Annotated in this window: 33 protein-coding genes, 1 tRNA gene and 2 pseudogenes; 15 read left to right on the top strand and 21 right to left on the bottom strand. The window is 34.6% G+C overall.

Annotated elements, in window-relative coordinates; all coding sequences use genetic code 11:
* Nucleotides 1-71: 71 nt before the first annotated feature.
* Nucleotides 72-2,120, top strand: a complete 2,049-nt coding sequence (locus DSQ20_RS02245) for a S8 family serine peptidase (protein ID WP_179365870.1) — start codon at nucleotides 72-74, stop codon at nucleotides 2,118-2,120.
* Here the strand turns inward: DSQ20_RS02245 and pckA are convergent.
* Nucleotides 2,089-3,645 (bottom strand): phosphoenolpyruvate carboxykinase (ATP), encoded by a 1,557-nt coding sequence (gene pckA / locus DSQ20_RS02240; protein ID WP_179366291.1) that lies wholly within the window; start codon nucleotides 3,643-3,645, stop codon nucleotides 2,089-2,091. The genes DSQ20_RS02245 and pckA overlap by 32 nt on opposite strands.
* A gap of 201 nt (nucleotides 3,646-3,846) precedes the next feature.
* Here pckA and DSQ20_RS02235 point away from each other — a divergent pair, with 201 nt between their 5' ends.
* Nucleotides 3,847-4,254 (top strand): 50S ribosomal protein L32e, encoded by a 408-nt coding sequence (locus DSQ20_RS02235; RefSeq protein ID WP_179365869.1) that lies wholly within the window; start codon nucleotides 3,847-3,849, stop codon nucleotides 4,252-4,254.
* Nucleotides 4,238-4,689, top strand: a pseudogene (locus DSQ20_RS02230) (50S ribosomal protein L19e). The gene DSQ20_RS02235 and the pseudogene DSQ20_RS02230 overlap by 17 nt, the downstream one beginning before the upstream one ends.
* On the opposite strand, the gene DSQ20_RS02225 reads toward DSQ20_RS02230, so the two are convergent.
* The gene (locus tag DSQ20_RS02225) at nucleotides 4,686-4,985 is read right to left on the bottom strand and encodes an MGMT family protein (RefSeq protein WP_007549780.1); all 300 of its coding nucleotides are present in this window, start codon (nucleotides 4,983-4,985) and stop codon (nucleotides 4,686-4,688) included. The pseudogene DSQ20_RS02230 and the gene DSQ20_RS02225 overlap by 4 nt on opposite strands.
* Nucleotides 4,982-5,758, bottom strand: coding sequence for a D-aminoacyl-tRNA deacylase (locus DSQ20_RS02220; RefSeq protein ID WP_179365868.1), 777 nt, complete (start codon nucleotides 5,756-5,758; stop codon nucleotides 4,982-4,984). Before DSQ20_RS02220 ends, DSQ20_RS02225 begins: the two co-directional genes overlap by 4 nt.
* Nucleotides 5,759-5,797: 39 nt before the next feature.
* Here DSQ20_RS02220 and DSQ20_RS02215 point away from each other — a divergent pair, with 39 nt between their 5' ends.
* The 3 genes from DSQ20_RS02215 to DSQ20_RS02205 are packed head-to-tail and all read left to right on the top strand — an operon-like array spanning nucleotide 5,798 to nucleotide 6,948.
* On the top strand, nucleotides 5,798-5,971 hold the full coding sequence (locus DSQ20_RS02215) for a protein translocase SEC61 complex subunit gamma (protein WP_048109392.1): 174 nt from the start codon (nucleotides 5,798-5,800) through the stop codon (nucleotides 5,969-5,971).
* 1 nt (nucleotide 5,972) lies between these two features.
* Nucleotides 5,973-6,431, top strand: a complete 459-nt coding sequence (locus DSQ20_RS02210) for a transcription elongation factor Spt5 (protein WP_007549776.1) — start codon at nucleotides 5,973-5,975, stop codon at nucleotides 6,429-6,431.
* A gap of 34 nt (nucleotides 6,432-6,465) precedes the next feature.
* The gene (locus DSQ20_RS02205; RefSeq protein WP_007549775.1) at nucleotides 6,466-6,948 is read left to right on the top strand and encodes a 50S ribosomal protein L11; all 483 of its coding nucleotides are present in this window, start codon (nucleotides 6,466-6,468) and stop codon (nucleotides 6,946-6,948) included.
* 1 nt (nucleotide 6,949) lies between these two features.
* Here DSQ20_RS02205 and DSQ20_RS02200 read toward each other — a convergent pair whose 3' ends face one another.
* Nucleotides 6,950-7,381: an Lrp/AsnC family transcriptional regulator gene (locus DSQ20_RS02200; RefSeq protein WP_007549774.1), complete on the bottom strand. Its 432-nt coding sequence runs from the start codon at nucleotides 7,379-7,381 to the stop codon at nucleotides 6,950-6,952.
* A 194-nt stretch (nucleotides 7,382-7,575) separates the two neighbouring features.
* On the opposite strand from DSQ20_RS02200, the gene DSQ20_RS02195 reads away from it, so the two are divergent.
* Together DSQ20_RS02195 and DSQ20_RS02190 are read left to right on the top strand one after the other, a co-directional pair.
* Nucleotides 7,576-8,238 carry a 50S ribosomal protein L1 gene (locus DSQ20_RS02195; RefSeq protein WP_007549773.1) on the top strand — a complete coding sequence of 221 codons (663 nt, stop codon included), beginning with the start codon at nucleotides 7,576-7,578 and terminating at the stop codon, nucleotides 8,236-8,238.
* Entirely contained in the window at nucleotides 8,231-9,097 is an 867-nt protein-coding gene (locus tag DSQ20_RS02190) for a 50S ribosomal protein L10 (protein ID WP_179365867.1), read from the top strand. Before DSQ20_RS02195 ends, DSQ20_RS02190 begins: the two co-directional genes overlap by 8 nt.
* 2 nt (nucleotides 9,098-9,099) lie before the next feature.
* On the opposite strand, the gene DSQ20_RS02185 is transcribed toward DSQ20_RS02190, so the two are convergent.
* The 4 genes from DSQ20_RS02185 to DSQ20_RS02170 all read right to left on the bottom strand — a co-directional run bounded on the left by DSQ20_RS02185 (nucleotide 9,100) and on the right by DSQ20_RS02170 (nucleotide 11,427).
* Entirely contained in the window at nucleotides 9,100-9,732 is a 633-nt protein-coding gene (locus DSQ20_RS02185) for a trimeric intracellular cation channel family protein (protein WP_179365866.1), read from the bottom strand.
* Between the two features lie 76 nt (nucleotides 9,733-9,808).
* A complete protein-coding gene (gene rpl12p / locus DSQ20_RS02180) occupies nucleotides 9,809-10,105 on the bottom strand; it encodes a 50S ribosomal protein P1 (RefSeq protein WP_007549768.1) in 297 nt (98 codons plus the stop codon).
* Between the two features lie 91 nt (nucleotides 10,106-10,196).
* A complete protein-coding gene (locus DSQ20_RS02175; RefSeq protein WP_179365865.1) occupies nucleotides 10,197-10,661 on the bottom strand; it encodes a hypothetical protein in 465 nt (154 codons plus the stop codon).
* Between the two features lie 256 nt (nucleotides 10,662-10,917).
* Nucleotides 10,918-11,427 carry a hypothetical protein gene (locus DSQ20_RS02170; RefSeq protein WP_179365864.1) on the bottom strand — a complete coding sequence of 170 codons (510 nt, stop codon included), beginning with the start codon at nucleotides 11,425-11,427 and terminating at the stop codon, nucleotides 10,918-10,920.
* Between the two features lie 78 nt (nucleotides 11,428-11,505).
* On the opposite strand from DSQ20_RS02170, the gene alaS reads away from it, so the two are divergent.
* A complete protein-coding gene (gene alaS / locus DSQ20_RS02165; RefSeq protein WP_179365863.1) occupies nucleotides 11,506-14,196 on the top strand; it encodes an alanine--tRNA ligase in 2,691 nt (896 codons plus the stop codon).
* 102 nt (nucleotides 14,197-14,298) lie between these two features.
* Nucleotides 14,299-17,078: pseudogene (gene leuS / locus DSQ20_RS02160) on the top strand (leucine--tRNA ligase).
* An 81-nt stretch (nucleotides 17,079-17,159) separates the two neighbouring features.
* Here the strand turns inward: leuS and DSQ20_RS02155 are convergent.
* Both DSQ20_RS02155 and DSQ20_RS02150 read right to left on the bottom strand, forming a co-directional pair.
* Nucleotides 17,160-17,666, bottom strand: coding sequence for a hypothetical protein (locus DSQ20_RS02155; protein ID WP_179365862.1), 507 nt, complete (start codon nucleotides 17,664-17,666; stop codon nucleotides 17,160-17,162).
* A gap of 126 nt (nucleotides 17,667-17,792) precedes the next feature.
* On the bottom strand, nucleotides 17,793-17,894 hold the full coding sequence (locus tag DSQ20_RS02150) for a zinc-ribbon domain-containing protein (RefSeq protein WP_179365861.1): 102 nt from the start codon (nucleotides 17,892-17,894) through the stop codon (nucleotides 17,793-17,795).
* 297 nt (nucleotides 17,895-18,191) lie between these two features.
* Here DSQ20_RS02150 and DSQ20_RS02145 point away from each other — a divergent pair, with 297 nt between their 5' ends.
* Nucleotides 18,192-18,482, top strand: coding sequence for a rhodanese-like domain-containing protein (locus DSQ20_RS02145; RefSeq protein WP_007549756.1), 291 nt, complete (start codon nucleotides 18,192-18,194; stop codon nucleotides 18,480-18,482).
* 45 nt (nucleotides 18,483-18,527) lie between these two features.
* Here DSQ20_RS02145 and DSQ20_RS02140 read toward each other — a convergent pair whose 3' ends face one another.
* The 3 genes from DSQ20_RS02140 to DSQ20_RS02130 are packed head-to-tail and all read right to left on the bottom strand — an operon-like array spanning nucleotide 18,528 to nucleotide 19,713.
* A complete protein-coding gene (locus tag DSQ20_RS02140; RefSeq protein WP_179365860.1) occupies nucleotides 18,528-19,028 on the bottom strand; it encodes a hypothetical protein in 501 nt (166 codons plus the stop codon).
* Nucleotides 19,028-19,303 (bottom strand): hypothetical protein, encoded by a 276-nt coding sequence (locus tag DSQ20_RS02135; protein ID WP_179365859.1) that lies wholly within the window; start codon nucleotides 19,301-19,303, stop codon nucleotides 19,028-19,030. The genes DSQ20_RS02140 and DSQ20_RS02135 overlap by 1 nt, the downstream gene beginning before the upstream one ends.
* Nucleotides 19,300-19,713, bottom strand: a complete 414-nt coding sequence (locus DSQ20_RS02130) for a hypothetical protein (RefSeq protein WP_179365858.1) — start codon at nucleotides 19,711-19,713, stop codon at nucleotides 19,300-19,302. Before DSQ20_RS02130 ends, DSQ20_RS02135 begins: the two co-directional genes overlap by 4 nt.
* A 161-nt stretch (nucleotides 19,714-19,874) precedes the next feature.
* On the opposite strand from DSQ20_RS02130, the gene DSQ20_RS02125 reads away from it, so the two are divergent.
* Nucleotides 19,875-20,078, top strand: coding sequence for a hypothetical protein (locus DSQ20_RS02125; RefSeq protein WP_007549751.1), 204 nt, complete (start codon nucleotides 19,875-19,877; stop codon nucleotides 20,076-20,078).
* On the opposite strand, the gene DSQ20_RS02120 is transcribed toward DSQ20_RS02125, so the two are convergent.
* On the bottom strand, nucleotides 20,075-20,674 hold the full coding sequence (locus DSQ20_RS02120) for a nitroreductase family protein (protein ID WP_179365857.1): 600 nt from the start codon (nucleotides 20,672-20,674) through the stop codon (nucleotides 20,075-20,077). The two genes, DSQ20_RS02125 and DSQ20_RS02120, sit on opposite strands and share 4 nt — an antisense overlap.
* Nucleotides 20,675-20,713: 39 nt before the next feature.
* Nucleotides 20,714-20,923, bottom strand: coding sequence for a hypothetical protein (locus DSQ20_RS02115; protein WP_179365856.1), 210 nt, complete (start codon nucleotides 20,921-20,923; stop codon nucleotides 20,714-20,716).
* 114 nt (nucleotides 20,924-21,037) lie between these two features.
* On the opposite strand from DSQ20_RS02115, the gene DSQ20_RS02110 reads away from it, so the two are divergent.
* Complete coding sequence (locus DSQ20_RS02110) at nucleotides 21,038-22,051, top strand: NAD(P)/FAD-dependent oxidoreductase (protein ID WP_179365855.1); 1,014 nt, start codon at nucleotides 21,038-21,040, stop codon at nucleotides 22,049-22,051.
* Here DSQ20_RS02110 and DSQ20_RS02105 read toward each other — a convergent pair.
* The gene (locus DSQ20_RS02105) at nucleotides 22,048-22,752 is read right to left on the bottom strand and encodes a YkgJ family cysteine cluster protein (protein WP_179365854.1); all 705 of its coding nucleotides are present in this window, start codon (nucleotides 22,750-22,752) and stop codon (nucleotides 22,048-22,050) included. The two genes, DSQ20_RS02110 and DSQ20_RS02105, sit on opposite strands and share 4 nt — an antisense overlap.
* A gap of 35 nt (nucleotides 22,753-22,787) precedes the next feature.
* On the opposite strand from DSQ20_RS02105, the gene DSQ20_RS02100 reads away from it, so the two are divergent.
* A complete protein-coding gene (locus DSQ20_RS02100; protein ID WP_007549746.1) occupies nucleotides 22,788-23,108 on the top strand; it encodes a hypothetical protein in 321 nt (106 codons plus the stop codon).
* A gap of 44 nt (nucleotides 23,109-23,152) precedes the next feature.
* Nucleotides 23,153-23,261: transfer RNA gene (locus DSQ20_RS02095), tRNA-Gln, on the top strand.
* A 12-nt stretch (nucleotides 23,262-23,273) separates the two neighbouring features.
* Here DSQ20_RS02095 and DSQ20_RS02090 read toward each other — a convergent pair.
* The 5 genes from DSQ20_RS02090 to DSQ20_RS02070 all read right to left on the bottom strand — a co-directional run bounded on the left by DSQ20_RS02090 (nucleotide 23,274) and on the right by DSQ20_RS02070 (nucleotide 26,792).
* On the bottom strand, nucleotides 23,274-23,873 hold the full coding sequence (locus DSQ20_RS02090; RefSeq protein WP_007549744.1) for a 30S ribosomal protein S7: 600 nt from the start codon (nucleotides 23,871-23,873) through the stop codon (nucleotides 23,274-23,276).
* Nucleotides 23,874-23,875: 2 nt separating this feature from the next.
* On the bottom strand, nucleotides 23,876-24,313 hold the full coding sequence (locus DSQ20_RS02085) for a 30S ribosomal protein S12 (protein ID WP_007549743.1): 438 nt from the start codon (nucleotides 24,311-24,313) through the stop codon (nucleotides 23,876-23,878).
* Between the two features lie 3 nt (nucleotides 24,314-24,316).
* Nucleotides 24,317-24,781 (bottom strand): NusA-like transcription termination signal-binding factor, encoded by a 465-nt coding sequence (locus DSQ20_RS02080; protein ID WP_007549741.1) that lies wholly within the window; start codon nucleotides 24,779-24,781, stop codon nucleotides 24,317-24,319.
* Between the two features lie 64 nt (nucleotides 24,782-24,845).
* Nucleotides 24,846-25,169: a ribosomal L7Ae/L30e/S12e/Gadd45 family protein gene (locus DSQ20_RS02075; RefSeq protein WP_007549740.1), complete on the bottom strand. Its 324-nt coding sequence runs from the start codon at nucleotides 25,167-25,169 to the stop codon at nucleotides 24,846-24,848.
* A gap of 108 nt (nucleotides 25,170-25,277) precedes the next feature.
* Nucleotides 25,278-26,792 (bottom strand): tetratricopeptide repeat protein, encoded by a 1,515-nt coding sequence (locus DSQ20_RS02070; RefSeq protein ID WP_255458299.1) that lies wholly within the window; start codon nucleotides 26,790-26,792, stop codon nucleotides 25,278-25,280.
* Nucleotides 26,793-26,826: the final 34 nt, after the last annotated feature.

Here is a 26,826-nt window from a genome sequence, read left to right as displayed (position 1 = left end):
TATGCAATATTTATTCAATTTATTGCTTTAGTAGACAATTGGTTTTTACTTGCTAAAAATATCGTAAAATTATGAATCTTGGGGTAGTTTTTGCAAGCATCGTAGTTGTTTTTTCATCTTTAATTATTTTTCAATTACTACCTGATGATAATTTCCACACATACATTGAACAAAGCGTTCCATTTATTGGAGGTGATGTTCCAAGAATGGAAGGATTTGACGGAACAGGAATTAAAATCGCAGTAATCGATACTGGAGTTGATTATAATCATCCAGATCTTTTTGGTTTTGGACCAGATGGCAAAGTCGTCGGCGGATATAATTTCATAAATGAAGGTGAACCGCCACTTGACACTAACGGTCACGGCACTCAAGTTGCAGGAGTAATTGCAGCAAACGGAATTCTAAAAGGAGTTGCCCCTAATTCAAAAATTCTAGCTTACAAAGTTTCAGAAGACGGTGAAGGAGTATCATCTGATTTGATAATCAAGGCAATCAACAAATCAATTGAAGATGATGCTGACATTATCAACATCAGCCTTGGTGTAAACAAGACAAACTCCAATATCGATAAAGCAGTGGATAATGCATTACAAAAAGGAATTATTGTAATTACAGCGGCCGGAAACGATGGACCAATTCCTCAGACAATTGGCAGTCCAGGAAAAAATCCTGGCTCCATTACAGTTGGCGCAACATATAACAACTTGACATCTAGTCTTATTGCAACACTTGAAGTAAATGAAAAATCATACACCGTAATTCCAATGACAGGATCTGCAAAACTTGATGAACCAATTATTGGAAAAATTGTTTTTGGAGGGTATGGAAAAGAAGCAGAACTAAAAAAGATCAATGCAACTGATGCAATATTACTTGTAGAAAGAGGAAGTGATGTAGAAGGTGAAATGTTGTATTTTTCAATTAAAGAAAAAAATGCAGCAAATGCTGGTGCAAAGGCAATGATCGTTTACAACAACCAACCTGGAATTTTTCTTGGTCAATTAATTCATGAATTCATAGAGCCAAACTACAAGCCGCAAATTCCTGTTGTATCAATTGATAGAAAAGAAGGACTTGAAATTAAAGAACTTGGTGAAAGTAAAGCTAGTTTACATGTGTTTTACAATCCAGACTTTGTCGCACATTTTAGCTCAAGGGGTCCTGTTTCACCATTTTATATAAAACCTGATTTAGTAGCACCAGGTGCATACATCAATACAACTCAGACAAACGGCGGGTACAATTTTACTAGTGGGACTAGCTTTGCAGCGCCACATGTGAGTGGTTCAGTTGCTCTACTATTAGAAAAGTATCCTACCATGACAAATGATGAGATAAAATCACTTCTCATGACCACTTCAGAGAGGGTATCTGACGCATATGGTTCAGAATTTTCATTAAGTGATACTGGTTCAGGCAGGCTAAATCTTGGAAAGGCATTTGATGCCAAGCTAATCATCACCCCGCCAAATTTTGTAGTTAATTTATCATCAGATAACAAAATGGCAGAAAAGGAATTAAAATTAAAACTACTTAATGGAACTTTGGATAATCTTGATGTAACATTTGAGGGTCCTGAATTTATTCAAGTTGAAGACTCTTTGCAAGAAAATAATTTAACAGTTAAAATTAAAATTTCAGGGGAAAACTATGGAACATTTCAAGAAAAAATTTTCATAAATCATGATAAAATAAAATACACAGTTCCAATACAAATTCACTATACTAAAGCTTCAATTGGTGTGATTCAAAATGATAACTCGTTGTTTTTTACAATTAATGATCCAGATTGGAATTTTGCAAAGATTTCAGTGACAAAAAGTAATACCGAGGTAACAGATGTAATCACTGCCACACCAAATAAGGATGCAAAAATGAGAATAAATCAAAACGGAGAATATTGGATTGAAGCAAAAATAAAATCAAATGACCAAACACTTGATGCATACAGCACCATCATTACAAATTCAATTGATGAGACTCGAGATGATTTTGAAATTATTGACATTCCACAAAGACAAGTAGCGATAGTTGTAGGAATTATAGCAATAATAGGAATTGTTGGAGCTGTAAAAATAAAATCAGCTAAGCGTGATACACAGGACCTGCTGAAATAATTTCAGGTGCAACATTTTGGAACTTTTTAAAGTTCTCAACAAACATTTGAGCTAATTTTTTAGCAGAAAGATTGTAAGAGTCTTTATCAGTCCAAGTATTTTTTGGATCCAAAATATCTGAAGGAACATCTGGTACTTCGGTTGGAATATCTAGATTAAACAAATCATCATGTTTGTATTTTACAATATTTAATGAGCCATTAATTGCCGCAGTAACCATTGCTCGACTGTATTTTATCTTAATTCTTTTACCTACACCATATGGGCCACCAGACCATCCGGTATTTACTAGGTAAACGACAGTATTGTGTTTTGTAATTTTTTCACCTAATACCTTAGCATATACTGCAGCTGGTCTAGGCATGAATGGGGCTCCAAAGCATTCAGAAAATACGGATTTTGGCTCCTTAATTCCTCGCTCAGTTCCTGCCAACTTGCTTGTATAACCTGACATAAAGTGATACATTGCACCCTCTTTTGTCAGTCTGGAAATTGGTGGTAAAACACCTAATGCATCAGCTGTTAAAAATACAATTACTTTAGGATGGCCACCTACACTTGGAATAACTGCACCTGGGATGTAATCAAGCGGATATGCAACCCGAGTATTTTCAGTTAATAGATTATCATCGTAATCTGGTTGATTGTTATTTAGTACAACATTTTCTAAAACAGCACCCGGTCTAATTGCATTCCAGATTTCAGGTTCTGCCTCTTGACTTAGATTGATACATTTTGCATAACATCCTCCTTCAAAATTAAATGTCCCGTTATCAGACCAACCATGCTCGTCATCGCCAATTAATTTTCTATTTGGATCAGCTGACAATGTTGTCTTTCCAGTACCAGATAATCCAAAAAACAATGCAGTATCATTATCTTTACCAATATTTGCAGAGCAATGCATTGGAAAAACTCCTTTTTCAGGCAAGAGGAAATTCATTACAGAAAACATTGACTTTTTCATTTCACCAGCATATTGGGTTCCACCAATTAAGACAATTTTTCTAGTTAAATCAATAATAATGAAAACGTTAGACTCGGTACCATCTACTGCTGGAACTGCTTCAAAGTTATTGATACACAAAATAGTAAACTCAGGATTGTGGTTTTCTAGCTCCTCATTTGTTGGTCGAATAAACAAATTTCTTGCAAAGAGACTTTGCCATACATGATCATTTATCACTCTAATTGGTAAACGATTGTCTTTGTCAGCTCCTACAAATCCATCAAAGACATAAAGCTCTTTGTTGTTTACAAAAGATTTCATCTTCTCTAGTAATTTCTCAAACTTGCCAGATGGGAATTGGTGATTTACTTTACCCCAATCTACAGTATTGTGAGTCTTATCATCATAAACGATGAATCTATCATCTGGAGAACGTCCAGTGTATTTTCCAGTATTGACAGAAAGAGAACCAGTTGAATTGATTACTCCTTCTTTTTTCTCTACAGCGATTTTTACTAGGTCATCTACGCTCAGATTTCGATGTATCTTTGAGGGAGAAATTCCAAATGACTGAATTTGAGATAAGAATTTATCAACTTTGAGAGTACTTACTACTTCGATCAGAGGTAATAGCACCCCTTAACAATTATCATAGGAATCCCAGGCTTGATCATGAGATATTTCGATCCGACTCAATTTTCCTTATTATCTCTTTCCCAAAAGATGATCTTTTTTAATCTAGGAACGTATTTATTTAAAATTTCAAGAGTCAATCTAATGCCGATCAATAAAGAGAAGCTAGCAAAACGAGAAGAGATCAAAGGGCACAATCCAGATTTTGTCAGACCAGAGAGCTGGCGTTATGTTAGATTACAAACCAATTGGAGAAAACCAAAAGGAGTTGATCATCATCAAAGAAAATTAAAAGGCGGTAGAGGTCGTCCAGGACTTGTCAAAGTCGGATATGGTGGACCAAAAATTGCTAAAGGATTACATCCATCAGGATATACAGATAATTTAGTTTACAAATTAAGTGATTTGGAAAGTCTTAATCCAAAAACAGACGGAATAAGATTTGGACATGGTGTCGGTACTAAAAAGAGAAAAGAAATTCTAGTAAAAGCACTTGAAAGCAAGTTCAAAATATTTAACGCAAGAGTGAGAACTGTTGGTAGTAAATCTTAAAGCTAAAAAAGACTCGTAGCACGAGTTACAGGAGTCGGAGTTAACAGAGTTAGATTAGACGCTGATCATCTAGATGATGTAGCTGATGCAATTACTAGACAAAACATTCGAAGTTTAATCACTGCAAAGAAAATTACCATTAAACCAATTGTTGGAACCTCAAAGGGCAGATCACAAATGAAGAAAGCACAAAAGCACAAAAGAGGAACAACACAAGGCTCCAAAAAAGGTAGAAAAGGTGCAAGAGTAGGAAAGAAGGACGTCTACGTTGCAAAGGTTCGCGCACTTAGAAGATTACTAAAGATTGCCAAAGACAGAAAGGACTTGACAAATCCTGAATTTTGGGCATTATACAAAAAGGTAGGCGGAAACACTGTAAGAAACAAAGCACACCTTAGATTATTGATGGAAGAGATTATAGCAAAAAGAAGCTAGAATCGATAAATAGAATTTTCCAAATCCAAAATCTTTCCATTTTGAATCTTTATTCCCTCTTTTGATAACATATTTGATTTTATTTCTTCACCGTATGCATATCCGCCAATCTTTCCATCGGATTTGATAACTCTGTGACATGGAATAATTACAGGATATGGATTCTTGTTCATAATTTTTCCAACTGCTCGTTGTCCATTTTTTAGACCAACTGCTTTTGCAAGTTCTCCATAGGTGGTAATTTTTCCCTTTGGTACTTCAAGTAATTTTTTGTAAATTTTTTTATCAAGACTCATAATCTAATTACCTCAAGATTGGTTGTCTTTAGGAGTTCAAGAATTTTTTGTTTGTTTGGACCCATTCCTCCCCAATCAAGCAAAGCAGTTGTTGCCATTTTATTTTTTGATAAAATTTCAGAAAATAGATTTTCATCAATATTATCTAAGGCATGTTTTGGCACAACAGTTCCAAGGGAGTATTTGCCTTCAAGTAATTCATTTGTAAATTTATCTGGATAATGAGTTCCTCCAAAGCATATAGCAGTGGGTGATGCTTTGATGTGACCACTCATCACTTGATGAACTAGTGTAGCTACTGAATTGCATAGCGTTACATCAGTCCACTGCTTTTCAGTGGTTCCAATTTCAATGAATATTGTAGGCTTTGATAATGCGGTCGGTCCATGATGAGTTGCCTCTATAGTAATTTGAAAATCAGAAAAAATGGATTTGTTTTTCCATAAAGTTTGAAGATATGTTTTTTGGATAAATGGATGTGGTACTGCAATCTGTCTATCATTTCCACCAAACTTGGCTTCTGAGAAATTTCCAGTACTGTGACAGGTAAGTGCCAATACTCCAGATTCTGCAGCATGTTTTGATAGAAAAATAAATCCATCATAATCATATTTTTCTTCTATCCAATCAGCTGAAATTGCAGGAGTTGGAATTATCAGCAAATCATAGTATTTTCCACGATAGATATCACCTTCTTTTTTCATTTCTTGAGAAAGAAAATTTGCCATATTGTATCCGGCAGGGTCATCGCGATAAGCTACTAGCAGCTCCATGAGATAAGAGATATAAGGACACCTTATTAATTTCAGGCAATGAACCCGAAGCAGACTTTGAAAAACATGGCAAATACTATGAAGATGGCAAAAAAGCCAGACAAAGATGAGTATCAACAGCATCTCAGATTAGTATTATTGGGAATTGGAGGAGTAGGTGCCATTGGATTTACAATACAGTTTGTCTTTTCGGTAATTACGTTTGGTAGGTAAAATGTCTGAAGAAGTAAAATCACACCTTTTTGCAATAAGAACCACTGGAGGTCAAGAGAAAGTGGTAATGAGATTACTTGAAGCTAAAGCAAGTAACAATAAGATGAATATTCAATCCGTATTACTAGTTGATAATCTAAAGGGATACGTTGTCATTGAGGCAATTAACCCAAGTGATGCATACATGGCAGTTGAAGGAATCAGACATATTCGCGGTCAACTAAGAGGAGAATTAGAATTCAAAGATATAGAAGGATATCTGGTAAAGAAATCCACAGTTTCACAATTAACAGTAGATAACATAGTTGAGATCACTGGCGGTCCATTCAAAGGAATGAAAGCCACGATCACAAGAATTGATGTAGACAAAGAAGAAGCAACAGTAGTCTTACTTGATGCATCATATCAATTGCCAGTAACTGTCGACGCCAACTACCTAAAACTATCTAGTGAGTCTTAGGAAGGATTAAATTTTTCATAATAAGCTGATAAACATGGTAGACGCACAAAAAATATCTTCACTTGTAACAGGAGGAGCTGCATCTGCAGGTCCGCCACTAGGTCCAGCTTTGGGTCCATTGGGCGTAAACATCATGGAGATTATCAAGGCAATTAACGATAAAACAAAAGATTTTGAGGGAATGAAAGTTCCAGTAACAGTTTCAGTATTTCCAGATACTAAAAAGTGGGAGATCGAAATTGGAATTCCATCAGCTGCTGCATTATTGCTAAAAGAGGCCGGAGTTCAGAAAGGAACCGGCACTGCAGGAACAGCTTGGGTAGGAGACATCACCATTGATTCTGTAGTAAAAGTTGCAAAAACAAAACTAGAGAAATCATATGCAACTTCACTAAAATCTGTAGCTAAAACAATTATTGGAACTTGCTCATCACTTGGAATCAAAGTGGAAGGAAAAACTCCAAAAGAAATCACAGCAGAGATTAACGCTGGCAAGTGGGACGCAAAATTAAACTAAATTACACCACAGAATAAACTAAATCTTTATCTGTTTTTTGTAACTCTACAAAAGTTTCAGTGTTAATTATTCCATCGATTTTTCCTAGCTTCTCAATTACTATAGAGTGAAGTACCTCTAGATTTTTTGTCTGGACATTTACTATAATATCAAATCTACCAGTAACTTCAGAAATTGATGTGACCTCAGGGGTAGCCATTAGTTGTTTGTGAATAGTATCTTTTAGTTTTGGATCGCGGTTAACTCCAATTGATGCCTTTACTCCGACTCCTAAGAGAGATTCATCTACAACTATTGTGAATTTTTTAATTAATTTCTTTTTTACCAGTCTCTTTATTCTGCTGTACAAAACAGATGCATTGATTCCTAATTTTTTTGATAGTTCTGGAACTGAGATTGAACCGTCTTTTGTCAACTCTGCTAAGAGTTTCATATCAAGATCATCAAACTTCTGCAATCTATTCGAAAATGGAGGATGGTGAATTAATAAATGTAAGTTCATGAGGATTTTTGTCCCTGAATTTCAAAAATTGGCATAGAAATATGTAATTTTTTAAAATAAAATAGGATTCTTAATTCCTATTCCTCTAAACGATTTTAAGTAGGCAATCTCGGAAATTCTTCATAATGATTACCGAAGCAAAGCTTGCAGATATGATCAAAGAGGCCAAGACTGGCAGTAAGCAACGTAAGTTTACACAGTCTGTCGAGATGATTCTAGTCTTCAAAGATATTGATGTCAAAAAGGGCTTTGCATTAAACGAAGTAGTTCAACTACCAAAGACAAGCTCCCCATCAACTGTTTGCATTATGGCAACAGGAGATATGGGTCAAAAAGCAAAAGCAGCAAAAGCTGATGCAGTTGTAGGTTCTGATGAACTAGATAGATTTGCAGCAAACAAAAGAGCATCTAGAAAATTTATCAACAAATATGATTTCTTTTTGGCAGATACACAAATCATGCCAGTAGTCGGTAAAGTATTGGGTCAGCTATTAGGTCCAAGAGGTAAAATGCCAACACCAGTTCCATTTAACGCATCAATTGAATCATTTCTAACAAGATTCAGAGCATCAATCAAAGTAAGAGCAAGAGCAACATTGGCAATGTCATGTAAAATTGGTGATGAGACGATGAGTGATGCAGACTTGGCAATCAATGCACATGCGGTACTTGCTGCAGTTGAAAAGAAATTACCAAACGGAGATAAGAACATGAAAAGAATTATCATTAAAACCACAATGGGAAAACCAATTAAACAGATAGAAGAGGTCAAGAAGAAACATGCATGAAAATAGAACAAAATATCCAGCAAAAAAAACTCAGATGTATCAACAAATGATGGAGATTCCAAAAAAATACAAAGTTGTTGCATTAGTAAAGACAAACAAAGTTAGAGCATCACAACTATTACCATTAAGAAAAGCACTCAAAGGTCAGGTAGAATTTGTCTGTGTTAAAGATAGAATTGCACAAAAAGCATTAGAAAAATCAAATATTCCAGGAATCAAAGGAATTGCTGACGAACTGGTAGGTCAATGTCTTTTCATATTTACAAACATGTCACCATTCAAACTAAACGTCTTACTTGCCAAAAATAAAATTATGATGGCAGCAAGAGGTGGAGATATTGCAAGTGTCGACATTGTAGTTCCTGCAAAGAACACAGGAATTGCTCCAGGCCCAATGCTTACTGAATTCAAAGAGGCTGGAATTCCAACAAAGATTGATCAAGGTACAATCTGGATTGCAAAAGACTCAACTCCAGTAAAGAAAGGCGGAGTAATTAATGAGAAACTAGCAGTATTGTTAGGTAAATTAGATATCAAACCAGTCGAAGCTGGAATTTCATTATACACTGCATTAGAGGAGGGTCTCAAATATGCAGAAAAAGACATGATAATTGATGTAGAAGCAATTAGAAATGCATTTGCTCAATATCACCAAGAAGCAGTATCACTATCAATTGAGGCAGCATATGTTACTCCAGAAAACATTAACCAGATTATTGGCAAGGCATCTCAGCATGCTCGCTCATTATCAGTAGAGTCTGGATTTATGACAAGTGAAACTAAAGAGCAGATTTTGCAAAAGGCAGAAGGCCAAGCAAAAGGCCTTGCATCAAAAGCCAAAGGTTACAGTCCAGCTTAATCTTAAATTCCTTTAACTTTAGGAAGATTCCAATTATACTTCATTGCAATTAATCTCAATGTAGTAGTTATTGTCAATCCAACAATTGTTGCAGAGTACAACTCTCCACCAAAGTACAACATAAAATAAAATACCAAAATTCCAATAAAGCTTGCAGAGACATAAAATTCCTTTACAAAAACTATTGGGACCTGTGTGACAAAGACATCTCGAAGTATACCACCACCTACGGCAGTAAGCACTCCTGCAAGCATTATTGCAAGAAAGTTTAGCCCTACTAGATTGTATGCAAACGTTGCTCCAATTATTGAAAATACACCCAGTCCAATTGCATCAAACTTCAAAAATAGATTCCAGTGTTTTTTGAGATGTGTATACAAAAAGAAAATTGCAATTCCCGATGTAACTGTTATTGCAACATATGCCGGATCAGATAATGCATTTGGAAACTGGCCCATCATAACATCTCGGATTACGCCTCCAGCAACGCCTGTAATTGTCGCTAACAGTAAAACTCCGACGATATCTGATTTGTTTTCTATGGCTTTGAAAGCTCCCGTTACTGCAAATGCCATTGTTCCAAAGAGATCTAAAATGTAGATAAACACATGAGCGGGAATTGAAAAATCAACCAATCAATACAAAAAACAAATAATTGTTAATTAACATTGATATAAAAAATCAAAATTAAATTGAAAAAATAATAGTTGTTTATCCAAATAGTGAAGATAGACCTTCCATTGCGGCTTCTTCATTTTTACTGGTATCAACTGGTGCTTCTTTCTTTGCTTCACCTGCTGCTGCGGCTGCCGGAGCGGCTGCTGCTACTGCTACAGGTGCGGCTTTGATTGCTTCTTCGATGTTAACATCAGCCAATGCTGCAACTAATGCTTTTACTTGAGCATCATTTACTGCAGCGCCAGATGCTTTAACAACTGAGCTGATGTTTGCCTCATTAACTTCTTTTTGTAGCTTGTGAAGAAGTAAAGCAGCATAAACGTATTCCATTGTATCGAGATTTTCTTAGGGCATAATATAAAACTATGGTGGAGTTAGATTCTGTCAAGTCCTCGGATCTTCTCTGAAATTCTTTTTGCTGTCAAGTGTCGGCACCTACTCTTGGTTCTTTAATTGAAATAATAATTGAAACTCCAATCAAAATAATAAAACCAAATACAGCTAAAGTTTTTCCTAAACCAACATCACCAAAAAGTAATGCTATAGCCGATAACCCAAATGCGCCAATAATTCCAGATGATACCTGAATAGGTGTCCAACCCACACCAAATGTCATTATGGGTTTACGTGTTTTATTGCTGATAAATGATGAAATTGTAAGAAAAATCAATATTCCTGCTATTATAGTAGCATCTACTTGCAGTAAAATTGCATCATCAATCATTACTAATGACATCATTGGAAGTAGAATTAATAAAGTTACAAAAAAGAAAAAACCAAACATAAAAGTCATAATAAAAAATTTCTTACGAATCGAGACTAAAACAGTGATAAAAAACATCAAAGCAAGTGTAAAAAATACACTTAACTCAAAAAATTCATTCAAGACTAGCCCTCCTAATCAGAGTAACCCACTTGTTATCTCTCTCTATCTTGATTCCCCACAACCTTCCATTTTGTTGTTATTCACACTTTTTGAATGGAAATATGTCTTGTTAGAATAAATTTTTTTTATGACCATTTAATTCCATTTAATTCACGCATGAAATTATCAAAATAAATGGTATTTTGAGATTTAAATTCCAAAAATTCCTTAAAACTCTAGAATCGATATCCAACAAATGATGTATAAATAGAAAAGTTTAGTTTAGAATTTTCAGACTTCGGCAAACAGAATAAAGAGTTCGTTTCAGATTTTTATCAACTAGGGTTTCCATTCGGTGTTTTAAGACGCGTTTAGCTTCATCTCTTTCCGGACCTGGTGGCAAAGACAATACATTGTTGATAAATTCAGGCAGAGTCTCGCGAATCCATCCATCTAAAATTGCATAAACTTTTGGCGGAATCAAATCGCATTTGTCTTTATCTAGATCCAATACCTCGGCATAGTTTTCATGTTCTACTCTATACACTAAGGCCAAAACCACATTATCAGGCGTTGGATGCTCCAAAATCTCAGAGGAACGTTCACCTGTTTTTCCCTGAGCAATTTTATTTTTGAGGCCTACTGGATTTACAATTACTCCATTGACGCCAACTTTCCTGCCATCAACGCCAGTAACTACTCCAAAGATAAAATCATAATATTCGCCATTTTTTTTAGTAGAGAAAACATGTACCCCTTCTCTTAATGCTGGTTTTCTCTTGAACATAATTTGCAAGATATTGCCAGTTTATTTAATGTATTATTAATCGACAATTCTTAATATTGGACAAATAGAAGTTCTTCGTTGGATAAAAAAGAAATTCTGAATGAATTTTCATCTGACCCAGACAGATACTATAAGGTCAAGCTATTTGAAGAACAGGGATTTGTCAGAAAATCATGCTTAAAATGTAAAAGATATTTTTGGACTTTAGATTCTCAGAGAGGATTATGTCCTGATGATGCAGACGATACTTATTCATTCATAGGAGATCCTCCAACCAAAAAGAGATTTGATTATACACAGGCCTGGAAAGAGGTAGAATCATTTTTCGTAAAAAACAACCACACTTCAGTTTCAAGATATCCAGTTGTTTGTAGATGGCGAGATGATCTTTACTTTACAATTGCATCAATTGTTGACTTTCAAAGAATAATGGGTTCAAAAGTTGTCTTTGAGTTTCCTGCAAATCCACTTGTAGTTCCACAAACTTGTTTGAGATTCAAGGATTTGGAAAATGTCGGAGTAACTGGAAGACACTTTTCTAGCTTTTGTATGATTGGACAACACAGTATTCCAAATGCACAAGGATATTGGAAAGATGAATGCGTTGATCTTGACTTTAGATTATTGACAGAACAGTTTGGAATTAAGAAAGAAGAAGTAGTTTTTGTTGAAGACGTGTGGGCAGGTGGTGGCTCTTTTGGTTCTTCACTAGAATATTTTGTCAGGGGATTAGAACTAGGAAATGCCGTATTTACTGAATTTCAAGGCGAGTTGGGAAAACACACCATTCTCGATCAAAAGATTATCGATATGGGGGCAGGCCTTGAACGATTTGCCTGGATTACAAAGGGAACTCCTACTGCATATGACTGCTGCTTTGGTCCAATTACTAATCATCTGTTTGAAAAGATTGGAATTGATTCAGATTCCGAAATGTTACGAAAATACTTTACCGCAATTGCAAAGAATCTAGAGATTCATGATGACTTGATTGAAGTAAGAAGAAATGCCGTAAAAACAACTGGACTAACACAAGATCAAGTCAATCGAATCATCACACCACTTGAAGGAATGTATCTAATTGCAGATCATCTTAGAACTCTGATATTTGCAATTACTGATGGTGCATTACCAAGCAATGTTGGCGGCGGATACAATCTAAGAATGATGTTAAGACGAATCAATGGAACGATGGATAGAATGAATCTCAAGCTGGATATCGATGAGTTGGTAGATATGCATATTGATTATCTCAGAGACACATATCCTGAATTAGATGAAAAGAGACAAGATGTCAAGACCATTTTGAAATTAGAATCAGAAAGATATGTTGAATCAAAGGTCAGAATGGGAAAGATGGCAGAACGCCTTAAAGGAAAAGGCAGAGCGCCAACAGTAGATGAGTTAATCACTTTATACGAATCAGATGGAATTACACCAGAGTATCTAAGAGAAATTGATGTAATATCTGAAATTCCCTCATCATTTTATGCAAAACTATCTGATTTGCACCAGTCAGACAAGAAAAAAGACATTGAGCAACTTCCACTTGATGACATTCCAGAAACCGAGATGCTCTTTTACAAAGATGATCCAATGGAGTTTGATGCAAAGGTCCTCAAAGTTTTTGATAAATCAGTCGTGCTTGATAGAACCTCATTTTATGCAAGAGGTGGAGGACAAGAACCAGACTATGGTACCATTGCAGGCTCAAAAGTAGTTGATGTAAACAAACACGGCGGAGTCATAGTTCATGAAATAGACGGAGTAATTCCAAAACAAGGCGAGGTAGTAAAGTGCAAAGTTGATTCGTTGCGGAGATCAAACATTACAAAGAACCATACCAGCACCCACATACTAAACTCATCAGCTAGAGGAGTGTTAGGTTCTTGGATATGGCAGCACTCTGCATTCAAAGAAGCTGATCATGCAAGATTAGACATCACTCACCATTCTTCACTAACTGACAAGCAAGTACAGGACATTGAAAATGTTGCAAACAATATTGTTGCAAAAGACATGTCAGTAACCATACAAAACTATGACAGGGGAACTGCAGAACAAAAATACGGATTTAAGATTTATCAGGGAGGTGTAGTTCCAGTAAAGTCAGTTAGAATCGTATCAATTGAAGACTTTGATGTTGAAGCTTGCGGTGGCACACATGTCAAAAAGACAAAAGAAGTTGAATTGATCAAAATTACAAAGACTAAGCGAATTCAAGACGGTGTTGTGAGATTGGAATTTGTCTCAGGTCCGACTGCCAAAGAATATGTAAAACAACAAGAGATTGAAAACACAAAAAGGATACAAGAAGAAAAGCAAAAAGAGATCAAAGATAAACAACGAGAAGAGGAAAAACAAAAAGCAAAAGAAAAAATTCCTATTTTACTAGAACAAGTTGCAGCTCAATCAAGTAGCGGAACAATAGATGAAATCGAAATTAATATAGATAAAATAAAATCGTGTTTTACAAATTCAAAACAGTACGACGAGTTTTTCCACATGAACTTTGGCAAAAAACTAGTCAAGGACAATCCAAATTCTGTGTATGTTGGAATTTTTGAATCAGGTCCAACAATTAGAGTAATAGCATATTCTGGAGATGAGGCCTCAAAGAGCAAAAATGCCGGAAATATTGCCAAATCTGTGGCTGAAGTATTGGGCGGAGCAGGCGGGGGAGACGCTAAATTTGCCCAAGGAGGAGGAAAAGACACATCTAAAATAAACGACGCAATAGCCAAAGCAAAATCAATGATTTTAGGATGATATTATGGAAATAAGATGGAATGAGATTGAATCAAAGTGGAGAAAGAGATGGAATGACTCTAAAGACTTTGAGACAGATCCCAATGAGAAAGAAAAAAATTCATAACAGTTGCATACCCATATCCAAATTCACCTCAACACATTGGACACGGAAGAACATACACGTTAGCTGATGTTCATGCAAGATTCTACAGAATGAAAGGATTCAATGTACTCTTTCCTATGGCGTTTCACTACACTGGAACTCCAATACTGGGGATGGCAAAAAGAGTAGAGGCAAACGACAAAGAAATAATTGAGAATTTGAAGAATCTTTACGGAGTACCAGAAGAATCAATCAAGACATTTGTAGAACCAGTAAAGATTGCAGATTACTTCCACAAAGAAATCAAGACAGGAATGATTGAGATGGGATATTCTATTGACTGGAGACGAGAGTTTACTACAATTGATCCTGTGTATAGTAAATTTATCGAGTGGCAGATCAAAACATTAAGGGAAAAAAATTAATCATTCAAGGTTCTCATCCAGTTGGCTGGTGTCCAAAGGATCAAAATCCTGTATCACAACATGATACTTTGGGAGATGTGGAACCGGATTTTACTGAATATATTTTAATTAAATTCAAGTATGAAGATTACATCATACCAACTGCAACACTTCGACCTGAAACAATCTTTGGTGTTGTCAATCTTTGGGTTAATCCTGAAATAATTTACAAGAAAATTACAGTGGATAACGAAAAATGGATTGTAAGCAAAGAATGTGCATACAAGTTAGAATTTTTGGATAAAAAAATTACATATGATGGCGAGATAAAAGGTGCAGAACTAATTGGAAAATTAGTTACAGTCCCACACAGAAATGAATCAATCCTAATGCTTCCAGCCAGTTTTGTTGAAAGTGGAACTGGTACAGGAATGGTAATGTCAGTTCCAGCCCATGCTCCATTTGATTATCAGGCACTTGAAGATCTCAAAAAGGCCAAAATTGAGCCTGAATTAGCCTCAAAAGTAGCCAAAATTACCCCAATCTCAATTATTCAGACTGAAGGCTTTGGAGAAAATCCAGCAAAAGAAGCAGTTGAGAAATTTGGTGTTGTAAACCAAAGTGATCCAAAACTAGAAGAAGCAACAAAGGAGGTTTATGGAAAGGAGTTCTACGGTGGAAAATTAAAACAAAATACAGAACAATTTGCTGGAATCAAAGTAGCATATGCAAAAGATACCATCAAGGAATGGTTAATCAAAAACAAACATGCCGATATTTTACTAGAACTAACAAATACTCCTGTAAGATGTAGATGTGGAGCTGAATGTGTTGTCAAGATTCTAAACAATCAGTGGTTCCTAAACTATGGTGATAAAAACTGGAAGGAACTAGCTACCAAGTGTTTTGATGAGATGAATATTTTACCACAAGAGATCAGATCAGAGTTTAACTATGTAATTGGGTGGTTGAGAGAAAGAGCTTGTGCAAGACAGCATGGACTTGGGACTAAACTGCCATGGGATAAGGACTGGATCGTAGAAAGTCTATCAGATTCTGTAATTTACATGGCATACTATACAATTTCAAAATTTGTAAATGATGGAACACTAAAAGCTGAAAAGTTATCTCCAGAATTCTTTGATTATATTTTCCTAGGCAAAGGTGATGCAAACAAGGTATCTTCAATTACTGAATTAACAGTCGATGTAATTAATCAAATCAAAAAAGAATTTGACTACTTTTATCCAGTGGATTCAAGACATTCAGGACGGGATTTGGTTCCAAATCACTTGACATTCTTTGTTTTAAATCACGTTGCAATATTTCCTGAAAGCAATTGGCCAAAAGAAATTGTAGTTAATGGTTCTGTATTGATGAATGGTTCTAAAATGTCAAAAAGCATGGGAAATATCATACCATTACGAAAAGCAATTCAAGATTATGGTGCAGACCCAATTAGACTAGCAATTATCATATCAGCAGAATTACTTCAAGATGCTGATTTTAACATGGAGTCAGTCTCTGGCATTCAAAACAAGCTAGAGTCACTATACAACGAATGCTCAAGGCTAAAAGCAGAGAAAATTGAGAATTTGGAGGCTGAAGACAAGTGGATTTTATCTAAAACCCAGAGCATGATATCTCAAGTCACCACATCTATTGAAAAGATGAGATTAAGAGAGGCATTGCATGATATTTTGTTTTCATTTGAATCCGATCTTAGCTGGTACACAAAAAGAGTAAATGCAAAAAATAGGATAAACACTTCAGGAATTTTACATCAGATAAATTCAGTACGTGTTGCAATGTTATCACCATTTGCACCACATATAGCAGAAGAGATGTGGGAAAAACTTGGACATTCTGATCTAGCATCAACTTCTCAATGGCCAAAATATTCTGAAGAGAGTATCAATGCATCTGCGATTCAATCCGAAGAATTGTTAAAATTACTAATTGACGATATAGCAAATATTCTCAAAGTAACAAAAATTACGCCAAAAAAGATTACAATCTATACTGCTGATTTATTCAAATCCAAAGTATATCATTCTATTTTAGAAAAAGTGATGTCAGGACAAACAAACATGGGAATTGTAATGAAGGAGTTAATTGCAAATTCAGAAACTTCAGATGTTAAAAAAACTCCAGACTTTGTTCAAAAGACAATCAAGGATATTTTATCAGAACCAACTGAAATCAGACAGATGAAATTAGAATCAAAAGAATTTGATGAGAAAAAATTCTTGGCAAATGAATTAACAGACATTGGAAAGAAGGAGTTTGGAGTAGATATCGATGTGTTTTCTGAATCAGATGATGGAATCTATGATCCTAAATCAAAGGCAAGACATGCAAGGCCATTCAAACCTGCAATATTGATTGAATAGTTTGAATCCAGTATTTTACAGATGTAAAATATACTAAACTGAAATATAATATGAATACGTTACAAATGTAAAATTATTTTTTTATGGATGCATCATTTGTTGGTTCATTCCAGAACCCATATGTTCGGTCATGTTTGAACCCATCATGTTCATCATTTCTTTGAATGCCTCTGGATTTTCTGACATGTGACCCATCATTTGCAATCTCAAATCTGGATCATTCATCATGGTAGACATCATTTTTGACATAAACATGTGATCTTCTTTCATTATCTTTGACATCTGTTCAACATGTTGAGGATCTTTTGCCATCCATTCCATCATATCATCAGGGTTTTGCATCATTTGTTGAAACATTTGTTGTCTAAATTGTGGGTCATTCATCATTTGTTGTCGATTCATCATGTCTGAATCCATCCACTGTTGTGACATCTTTGGATTATTTGACATCATTTGATTAAACAATTCTTGATTTTGAAATTTCATTGACATGGGATCATACGTATTTGCAAAATGTGCATAACTTGCACCAATTCCTACAAAGAAAACACCAATTACGATTGCAATCCAAATAGGTGTACTTACCATACAGATAGTTTTCTCTAATCACATATAATCCAAATTATGATTTTCCACATTGATTTTATGTTTAAGATGAAATTTGTGTTAATTTCAAAAATCATTGGTTAAAAACAATAGATTATGATCCAGAAATTACTCGGTATCATCATAACCAGTATCTCTACCACAACTAGGACAAACCCTTTGGTTTTGATACAACTCTTTTCCACAGTTTCTACATGATTGAGGTTTCACAAAATAGATGTAATTTTATTTGATTTAAAATTTTAAAAACTTACAAATCCAGTCCATGGAAGCAAAAATTGGCTGCACTGACTGGAGTTATGATAGTTGGTCAGGCACGTTTTATATAAAAAGACTAGATTGGTTCTGCAGCATTGTGTACTTTGTCTATGTGTTTTGATAGCACCTCATTGTTTTCAAACAGTGAGCTACAGTAAGGACATTTACTTTGGGCCATGAATGATCTAAATTCAGGATATTCTTAAACATTTGGAACAAAAATAAATTGCAGTACTCATAAAACAATTCATGGCAGACAAGATTACAGCAAAGGAGCTAATGTCTCAAAAAAATGATTTTGTAATAATTGATGTTCGTGAAATAGATGAATTAAAGGGCGGTATAATTGAAGACTCTATTCACATGCCTTTAGGGTTGACAATTCGCAATACAAAGAAAAAACAGATCGAAGATATGCGAGACAAGAAAATCTGTACCTACTGTAGTTCTGGGTATCGTGGAAACATTGCAGCTGACGAGTTGACAAAAGAAGGATTCTACGCAATTACACTTGATGGCGGATATTCATCTTGGCTCTAAATTTTATTGAATCATAAATTTGAACAATGTCTGAAACGGAATTAGTTATGATATTGTATGGTAGAATTCTTTTACACCAGTAACAGAATCGGAAACATTAGCTACTGTCTGTGATTTTTTAATTGAAGAGACAGTCTGTGTTATTTCAATTACAAGACCAGAAACAGAATCAAACATCTCTTTTGTAGATGCAACAACACTACCAATGTCTACATTAATTCCATCAAATGAATCAATTTTTTGTTTTGCAGAATCTACAAGACATGTAGTTTTGTCAATAATGCCAGTCTCCTTTAGATGATTAACCGTACTTTGCATTTTACTAGAAACTTCATTAAAGTTCTCAGAAATTATTCTAAAGTTTTCAATGTTTTTGACCATTTGAGGTGTCTGAAGCCCCTGAATAATCTCATTTATTTGGAAAGTGGTATCTCGTACCTTACTTAGTGATTCGATCACTCCAGGATTGCCTATGAGACGCATTATCTCAACTACATCAAAAGTAGTGGCTCGAATCTCACTTAGTTTACTCTTTTTTTCTTCCATCAGATCACAGATTTGTGAATACATTCAATTACGCGTGACTGGATAGCAAAGACAATGCCACTTGCTGCAAAAAGAGAGTGCAGCATTCCAAATGCAATGCTATTTCCATGAAAGTCATTTACTGCAAAAACTAAATTCAATCCAGTTAAAACAATAGAAATTATAGAAAAATATCTGCCAATTTTAATTACTAAATCCAATGTGTGTAAAAACAAACTAAACTTTACAGAATTAGAAATCGGTGGCAGTAAAACCAATTTCTGCTCTGTTCTCATGCTACACCTACTTTTAGCTTGAGATGTTTTGCTTTTTGAATTCCATCATGTACAGCCTTTTTTGAATGGGGTAGTACTTTTTCGGCATCAACTACAATCTCTTTTACTGTATTTACAGAATCTTCAATAGAGATGATTGTACTATCTATTGCGTTAGCTGTTTCTGTTACTATTCCTTTTTTGTGAATCTCTTTTGTTGTCTGGTTGATTTCATTTACAGTATCGCGTAATGCAAACGAAGCTTCACGTATTGCATCAACTAGCTCTGGTATGGCACCACTTTCTCGAACTGTCTTGACGGTATTTCTCATCAAATAAGAATATTCTTTGATGTTTCTTGAGGCATGTTGTATTTTTGCAACTGTCTCATCAGCAGTCCATTTGTGAACTTGTGATTGTTCTTTTGTCATAAAGTATTTAGAATAATTGTAATAATAACACTCACTAAGAATTCATTCATATCTTTGATCCATATTTTTCTAAAAATTATTTGTTAAAAAATTATTTTCAGGATTGTTTTCTGAAAGAATCATTAGTAAATAATAAAAATGCCATTAAATCCGAACAGTCATTGAATGAATTAGATGAAATTTGTCTTATTTGCAGCAATACACAATCAAAGCATTCTGAAGAGCAGTGGTCATTTTGCTCTAAAAAATTAATTGATCTTGGAATTATGCGATATTGTGAGTTTTGCGGAGTAACAAAACCAGCTAAAGGAATGCATGATAGATGTAGTAAATGTGATGAAAAATATCCTTTCTCAAACCACTAAAAATGATCTTCAAAGACTACTTCAGATAATGGTAACTGTCCACCTCTAGGAGCAGCATCTTTTGCTTTTTTGCCAACAACTACCATCATAGATATGATGTGATCAGATGGCAGATTGATCAGATTGCCAACTTTTCCAAAATCAAATCCCTCCATAGGGCAAGTGTCATAACCCATAGCTTTTGCTGCAAGCATTATAGTCTGAGCTGCAAATCCACAAGAACGCATTGCCTCATCTTTTTCAAGTATTGGATTTCCAGTGTATGATTGTCTGATTGCTTTTGCAATAGATTGACGTGGGCCTTCTGGAATGTTTATCCAGTATCGTTCAGGATCTTTGTCCCATGCTTTCAAATCAGCACATAAAATAATTATCAAAGAGGCTTCTGCCACTTGTTTCTGACCATATGATAAAGCGCAAAGCTTGTCTTTGATCTCCTGTTTTGTCACAATGACAAATCGCCAATTCTGGATGTTATATGATGTTGGAGATAAAATGGCAGCTTCCAATAATTGATTAATCTCCTCTTTACTCATTGTATAATTTTGAAAACTCTTAATTGATCTTCTTGATTTTATTGCATCAAATGTATCCATAGTTTTTGTAAAATCTTTCCAAATTTAACTTGAGATAGTCTATTGTTCTTTTAGCATCGTAATTACATCGGTGTTGCTTTTCATCCATGTTTTGAGATATGCATGAAACAGACTCTCCAGATCATCCATCAGTCCTTCTAATCTTGGATCTTGCTTCATGTCAGATAGTTGCTCTGCAAGATGGTCTAAAATTACTTGAATTCCTTGGTTTGAATTTTCAAGTTTTTCGATTGCTTGTATAGTCCCCATTTTACCTGAATTTGTATAAAATGTTCATAGTATTAATACGATTAGTTGAGAAATTCAAAAATTTGTAAAATCACCAGATAGTGTTTTTATTAGGTCTGGCCAGATTTAGGCTAAATGAAGATTGCAGTTATGGGCATGGGTGTTGCAGGAAGTTATCTTATGGCCAGACTCAAAAGTTCAGAACATGAGGTTGTAGGTTATGAGCGAAGCACGCAAGAGAGACATGATTCTATTTGCGCATGGGGTACAATAAAATCAGAACTAGACAAGTTTTGCAGCAAAGTAGGACGAAATTTTGATGACTTTCTAATCCATGACGGAAAAACCATGCATGTAAAGATGAATAATAACATAAAATTTGATATCGGTCTGCATGGCTTGTGCACATATGACAAACTTGCATTAATCAAAGATTTCATTAAAGATTCTAAAATTATCTACGGCGTAGCACCAAAGCTAGAAGAACTAGAAAAAGAGTATGACATGATAGTTGATTGTACTGGATTTGCAAGAACTTATCTTCCAAAGCTAGAAGAGGATTTTTTCTTACCAACATACGAATACAAAGTAGAGTATGAAGACAAGGTTCCATTTGATGATTTTTACATTGAACCATTTCCAGGTATGTCTGGATATTTTTGGTATTTCCCACTAGGTGAAAAGTATGCACATATTGGTGCAGGTGATTACAAAAAGAATCACATCAAGGCAACTGACGATTTTCTAAAAAAGTATGGCGGTAAAGTTCAAAAAACTAAAGGAAGACCAATTAGACTTGCAACTCCTGGCAAGTGCAAACCATTTTACAAAGGCAAAGTTGTAGGAGTTGGAGAATCAATTGGTACTGTCTATGCTTTACTAGGCGAAGGAATCATTCCAAGTATGCAATGTGTCGATATCTTTGTTGAGAACATGCATGACTTTGCAGCTTATGAAAAAGCAGTTGATGAACATTACAAAATTTACGACAAAGTTTTCAAGTTTGTTAGAGCAAAGATTCACAAGGACTTTAATTTCTTCAAGTCACTTCCAGACTTTATCTCAATTTTTAGATACATGAAGAAAAACGAAGCTAGATTTGGAATGGATGTAAAGATTTCTGATCTGATGAAAGTAGCAAAGGCCTAACCAAAACTTACAGAACCAAAGTTTTCTCTCATTGTTCTGCTTGATGATAAGGTATAATCATAAATTATTTTTGAATAGTCTTTGAGCTCTTGTTTCATTTGTTGCATGTCTTCTGCTAGGTAAAATCCAGGACAATCACCCGTAAACTGGTATGTAGCATGAACTCGTGCCATACCTTTTTCATTTTCAAGCCATGTAGAGAAAGGATAGAGATAACATACACCAGGCCTATCTGGATGCATACTACATCCACCTTTTTCATCTAAGAACCTACAAGAGATATGAGTTCCATCTTCCTGTATAGTCTCATCTTTTTTTCGTTTTAGATTAATTGTAGTCATTGTGGTGGTTTGGCCAGAAGGAGAAGAGTCTTGCCAAGTGGTAGTTATTGTTTCATGTTTTATAAAATCGGATGTTTTTTTGTATTTTAGACCCTTTCCAATTGTAATTAGATCATCAGATGTTAATGGTAATCTACCTTGTCGGTCACAGCAGTTATGACAGTCTGGCCAAAAACATTTCCACAAAATATATTTTTTTTCAGATGCTAAATAGGGAATATGAAAAATAACATCTTTTACTTTAATGGAATAATCACTAACATCAGTTATTTTTCCTAGCATGAACTGGCGCAAAATTGGATCAACATCCCAATCTTTTTGCAATAAATTCAGTGATTCTTCAATTTCTTTTTGAGACAACTATTAAGTTATAACTTCTTTTGCAGATGTTATTAATGTTGAGTGAAAAAGGCAAATATGCATCGGCTACTGAAAACAGAAGATTTGTCTGGGCTGAAATTGTGTGGCCTTTAATTTTAGAAATTAATGATGTAGCTTTTTCATTAGAGCAATATCAAAAAAAACGTGACGAAGTATGTGAAAAAACAAATACAAAGATCGGGATTACATCCCGTGGTCTAGTATCACTAATGCAAAAAGGAATTATTAGAAAAGAAGATCATCTTTACTCTATTCATTATAGATTAATTCCATACATGAGACTAAAAGCAGAATGCGATTATGCAACTGCTATTCATGAAGTGCAGTTCAAGTAAATTAGTAAATGATTATATGCTAAAACATCAGAATTTGTTTTGGTAGCCCGATAGTCTAGCGGTCAAATAAAAAAAATTTTAGATCAAGGATTCTGCCCTCTGGATCTCAAGAGTGGATAGGCGGAGACGGCAGTTCGAATCTGCCTCGGGCTACTGGTAAAATTACTATCTAGAAGCTTGTGCTATTCTTTCTAATTCATGTTTCTTCTTTACAGAAGGAGCATTTGGATCGTTTGCTGCGGCCAAGATTAGCTGTTCGGCCATATGTTCTTCAATTGGTTTTGGATTAGAATATGTTGCATCTCGTATAGAGTCTGCAATGAACTTTAGTGCCATGTCGACTCTTCTAATTGGAGCTACATCTACTGATACATGGTAGACTGTACCACCATATACAATTCTTGTAGTGTCTTCATTTGGTGCAGAGTTTTCAATTGCTCTAACTAACACCTCAACTGGATTTTTTCCAGTCTTTAATGCAATAATATCAAATGCAACTTTAACAGTGTTGAGTACTTTGGTTTTCTTACCAGTCATACGTCCAGTGTTTTTAGCATATTTCTTTCCAAAGTGCATGACTTTGTTGCAAAGTCTTTCTACAATGTTTACTTCAGCTTTGTTAAATCTCTTTAATGCTGAACGACCAAAAGTGTAGGGTAAGATTTGTCGTCTTAATGAAATTGCTGTCTTTAATCCAGGATCTTGGATTTCAATATCAGACATATCCCATTTTCTAAATAATAAGAAATTTTTTGTCTCAGCCAATTTTATCTCCTTGGTTTTTCTTTCTTGCCAGTTACTAGTTCGTTAAGAGATGTTCCATTTACTTTGAATACTTTGAATCGTACACCTGGAATATCACCCATTGCACCACCTTGTGTTGCACCCATTCCTTGGATGTGTACTTCGTCATGTTCATCAATGAAATTCATTGCACCGTCTCGTGGCAAGAATGCTGTTACAGTTTTACCGTTTTTAATTAATTGAACTCTAACACATTTTCTTACAGCAGAGTTTGGTTGTTTTGCTGCAATACCTACTTTTTCTAAAACTATTCCTCTTCCTTGTGGAGCACCACCAAGAGGATCTGCTTTTTTATCAATACCAAGTTTTCGTCTTTTGTAAGTAGAGATTGCCCATCGTTGTCTCTTTCTTTTTGCAATTAGAACTCTGCCTGCGAATAAACCTAGTGGTGATTTTGTCATATTTTACATCTCCAATGTTGCTTTTTCAGGACTGTTAATCAGTACACTCGTAATATCAAAATATCGTTTAGCTAAAAGTCTTGCTTTCTCAGCATTTCTGCCTTCTCTTCCTACAACAATGCCTTTCTTTCTTGGGTCTACCATAACTATTGCCTGTTTTGAACCATCGGCACGTGTATTTATTTTTACTTCAGAGACGAGTTTAGAATTAAGGAGATTTGTTAAAAATTTGGCTGGATCCTCGTCAAATTCAACGAGTTCGACATTTTTCTTTACAATGTTTTGCAATGATTTGATATGAATTCCACCTTTTCCGATTGCCAATCCCATTTTACCAGTATTTACTACAAAAATTACACGATCTTGTTTTTCATCTTCGACACAATCACGAGCAGTTGCACCTGTAACATTTTGAAAGAGCGACATCATTCGCATTTGATCTGTTGTAAGTTTAATTGATTGTGTCATTAGAATTCCTGTTTAACTCCGAACAAAATTTGTCTCATTTAAACTTAGATTAGAGATGAAATGTTTATTCATTTTTTTCCTCAGTTTCTGTATCTTTAAGAATTGATTTAATGTTTGCATCAGTTATTGATGTAAATGATATTGTTGAGATTCGGAATTGTAAGCCGCATAGTCTTCCTAATGCAACTGAAGTTCCCTGAAAGTTAACTAATGGTATTTTTTCTTTTTTCGCATCTGATTCAATTTTTGCAAACATCTCTTTTTTTACAGATTGAGACAGGACAATTAATTTGGAATCTTTCATAGAGTTCAATACTTGTTTAGTGCCAATTGTTAATGTATTTTCTTTCTGTGCATCTTTTAGTGTCTTTTCTAGTATCTTACTCATGTGTTATCCTTATTCACAATCGTCTTTACTGGGCTTTATAGGTTTATTGAAATTTTACATATAAAAAAACTAGAAATCACTCTTAATTTTGAAATCCGAAGAGAGAGCCTAATGATGAAAATACCAAAGATAATTCTTCAAAGATATTAGTTGGATTTTTGTTTGGGTTTTTAAATTATTTTCCGTTTGCAGTTTTTCAGTCATGGTATTTTTTGAAGATACGATATTAGATGGAATATCTGTGCTTGTAGAAGCATATTCAGTAAATACTATATTTCCCAATGAGGATTCTTGTAAAACTAATTGGAGATTTTTTCTTGCAGTATCATAACTTGGATTTTTTTCAAGGGCTTTATTGTAAAGAGAGATAGATTCGTCATATTTTTTCATATTTGCAAGGGCATTTGCTTTATTGTTAATTGCAGGAATAAAATCTGGATCTATATTGAGAGCTGCATCATAATATGAAATAGATTCTAAAGTACGACCCATTTTTCCAAGGACAGAACCTTTACTAGTTATAATTTCAACATTGTTTGGATCTTTTGATAAAGAGTCATTAAAGAAATTCAAGGACTGATCAAATTTGCAAAGTCGGTATAGCGCCGGTCCCATTCCATCATTATATGAAATGGTATCAACGAGTCTACTATGATCACAGTCCAAATTAATTTGATTTAGTAGTTTTCCTAATTCTATATCTTCAACAGATAGATTATCATATTTTTTTATCTGGGATTGATAATCAACTGAATTGATATTTTTTTCAGAAGTTTTTATTTCTGGTGTTTTTATTTCTGGTGTTTTTATTTCTGGTGTTTTTATTTCTGGTGTTTTTATTTCTGGTGTTTTTATTTCTGGTGTTTTTATTTCTGGTGTTTTTATTTCTGGTGTTTTTATTTCTGGTGTTTTTATTTCCGGTTCTATCACAGTATCTAGTTTTTTAGAAAATTCAAAGTTTATTGTTTTTTCACTCTCACCATAATGTGCTTTTACTTGATAAGTTCCATCGATTTTAAAATTAACACCAGACTTTACAAGAAACTTTGTAGAAAATTTCAAGTCAGAATTAATTTCTCCAAAATAAAATCCGATTGGTGTACCGTATGGATCATGAACTCCAATCAGTACAGTTGGAGAATCAATTGTATTAACAGAGCCTGTTATTGTGATAAAATTTTGATCATAGTATTGATTCTTGTCAGTGTTTATGGAAATAATTTCAGGTGCTATAGATTCTGGAATTATTATTTCAGGCTCAGAAGTATTACCTATAATTGTAAAAAATTCATTTTGAACTATCTTACCATAATTTAGTTTTACAGTGTATTGTCCTGATTTATCATAAAACGGAGAGTCTAATGAAAATTCTTTAGAGAAGGTACCATTAGAGTCAATAATCAAATTATTTGCAGATAAAATATCCCCTTCAGGATCAAAAAGACTCATTGCTATTATTGGCATCTTATAATTTGAGATATGTCCTGTAATCAGCATATTATCACCAGTATGATATTCGGTTTTATCAAAGTCTAGCAAAATTGGATCGGCAAATATTGAAGGTATTGTAAGTGGAAATAATACAATTAACACTAGCAATAATCCAATGGTATATCCAAACACACGGCTAAAATCGTAATTTTGTATTTATTGATTA

Origin of the sequence: Nitrosarchaeum sp. AC2 (assembly GCF_013407385.1) — an archaeon.
GTDB classification, from domain to species: Archaea; Thermoproteota; Nitrososphaeria; order Nitrososphaerales; family Nitrosopumilaceae; genus Nitrosarchaeum; species Nitrosarchaeum koreense.
The sequence above is the reverse complement of the archived record's forward strand: the minus strand, read 5'-3'. Positions and strand labels throughout refer to the sequence as shown.

What these genes read in the sequence shown, in the direction of transcription:
- DSQ20_RS02245 (WP_179365870.1), top strand. Translation starts at nt 72, where the DNA reads ATGAATCTTGGGGTAGTTTTTGCAAGCATCGTAGTTGTTTTTTCATCT.
- DSQ20_RS02235 (WP_179365869.1), top strand. Translation starts at nt 3,847, where the DNA reads ATGCCGATCAATAAAGAGAAGCTAGCAAAACGAGAAGAGATCAAAGGG.
- DSQ20_RS02225 (WP_007549780.1), bottom strand. Translation starts at nt 4,985, where the DNA reads ATGAGTCTTGATAAAAAAATTTACAAAAAATTACTTGAAGTACCAAAG.
- DSQ20_RS02220 (WP_179365868.1), bottom strand. Translation starts at nt 5,758, where the DNA reads ATGGAGCTGCTAGTAGCTTATCGCGATGACCCTGCCGGATACAATATG.
- DSQ20_RS02215 (WP_048109392.1), top strand. Translation starts at nt 5,798, where the DNA reads ATGAACCCGAAGCAGACTTTGAAAAACATGGCAAATACTATGAAGATG.
- DSQ20_RS02210 (WP_007549776.1), top strand. Translation starts at nt 5,973, where the DNA reads ATGTCTGAAGAAGTAAAATCACACCTTTTTGCAATAAGAACCACTGGA.
- DSQ20_RS02205 (WP_007549775.1), top strand. Translation starts at nt 6,466, where the DNA reads ATGGTAGACGCACAAAAAATATCTTCACTTGTAACAGGAGGAGCTGCA.
- DSQ20_RS02200 (WP_007549774.1), bottom strand. Translation starts at nt 7,381, where the DNA reads ATGAAACTCTTAGCAGAGTTGACAAAAGACGGTTCAATCTCAGTTCCA.
- DSQ20_RS02195 (WP_007549773.1), top strand. Translation starts at nt 7,576, where the DNA reads ATGATTACCGAAGCAAAGCTTGCAGATATGATCAAAGAGGCCAAGACT.
- DSQ20_RS02190 (WP_179365867.1), top strand. Translation starts at nt 8,231, where the DNA reads ATGCATGAAAATAGAACAAAATATCCAGCAAAAAAAACTCAGATGTAT.
- rpl12p (WP_007549768.1), bottom strand. Translation starts at nt 10,105, where the DNA reads ATGGAATACGTTTATGCTGCTTTACTTCTTCACAAGCTACAAAAAGAA.
- DSQ20_RS02170 (WP_179365864.1), bottom strand. Translation starts at nt 11,427, where the DNA reads ATGTTCAAGAGAAAACCAGCATTAAGAGAAGGGGTACATGTTTTCTCT.
- DSQ20_RS02155 (WP_179365862.1), bottom strand. Translation starts at nt 17,666, where the DNA reads ATGGTAAGTACACCTATTTGGATTGCAATCGTAATTGGTGTTTTCTTT.
- DSQ20_RS02145 (WP_007549756.1), top strand. Translation starts at nt 18,192, where the DNA reads ATGGCAGACAAGATTACAGCAAAGGAGCTAATGTCTCAAAAAAATGAT.
- DSQ20_RS02140 (WP_179365860.1), bottom strand. Translation starts at nt 19,028, where the DNA reads ATGGAAGAAAAAAAGAGTAAACTAAGTGAGATTCGAGCCACTACTTTT.
- DSQ20_RS02135 (WP_179365859.1), bottom strand. Translation starts at nt 19,303, where the DNA reads ATGAGAACAGAGCAGAAATTGGTTTTACTGCCACCGATTTCTAATTCT.
- DSQ20_RS02130 (WP_179365858.1), bottom strand. Translation starts at nt 19,713, where the DNA reads ATGACAAAAGAACAATCACAAGTTCACAAATGGACTGCTGATGAGACA.
- DSQ20_RS02120 (WP_179365857.1), bottom strand. Translation starts at nt 20,674, where the DNA reads ATGGATACATTTGATGCAATAAAATCAAGAAGATCAATTAAGAGTTTT.
- DSQ20_RS02115 (WP_179365856.1), bottom strand. Translation starts at nt 20,923, where the DNA reads ATGGGGACTATACAAGCAATCGAAAAACTTGAAAATTCAAACCAAGGA.
- DSQ20_RS02110 (WP_179365855.1), top strand. Translation starts at nt 21,038, where the DNA reads ATGAAGATTGCAGTTATGGGCATGGGTGTTGCAGGAAGTTATCTTATG.
- DSQ20_RS02100 (WP_007549746.1), top strand. Translation starts at nt 22,788, where the DNA reads ATGTTGAGTGAAAAAGGCAAATATGCATCGGCTACTGAAAACAGAAGA.
- DSQ20_RS02085 (WP_007549743.1), bottom strand. Translation starts at nt 24,313, where the DNA reads ATGACAAAATCACCACTAGGTTTATTCGCAGGCAGAGTTCTAATTGCA.
- DSQ20_RS02080 (WP_007549741.1), bottom strand. Translation starts at nt 24,781, where the DNA reads ATGACACAATCAATTAAACTTACAACAGATCAAATGCGAATGATGTCG.
- DSQ20_RS02075 (WP_007549740.1), bottom strand. Translation starts at nt 25,169, where the DNA reads ATGAGTAAGATACTAGAAAAGACACTAAAAGATGCACAGAAAGAAAAT.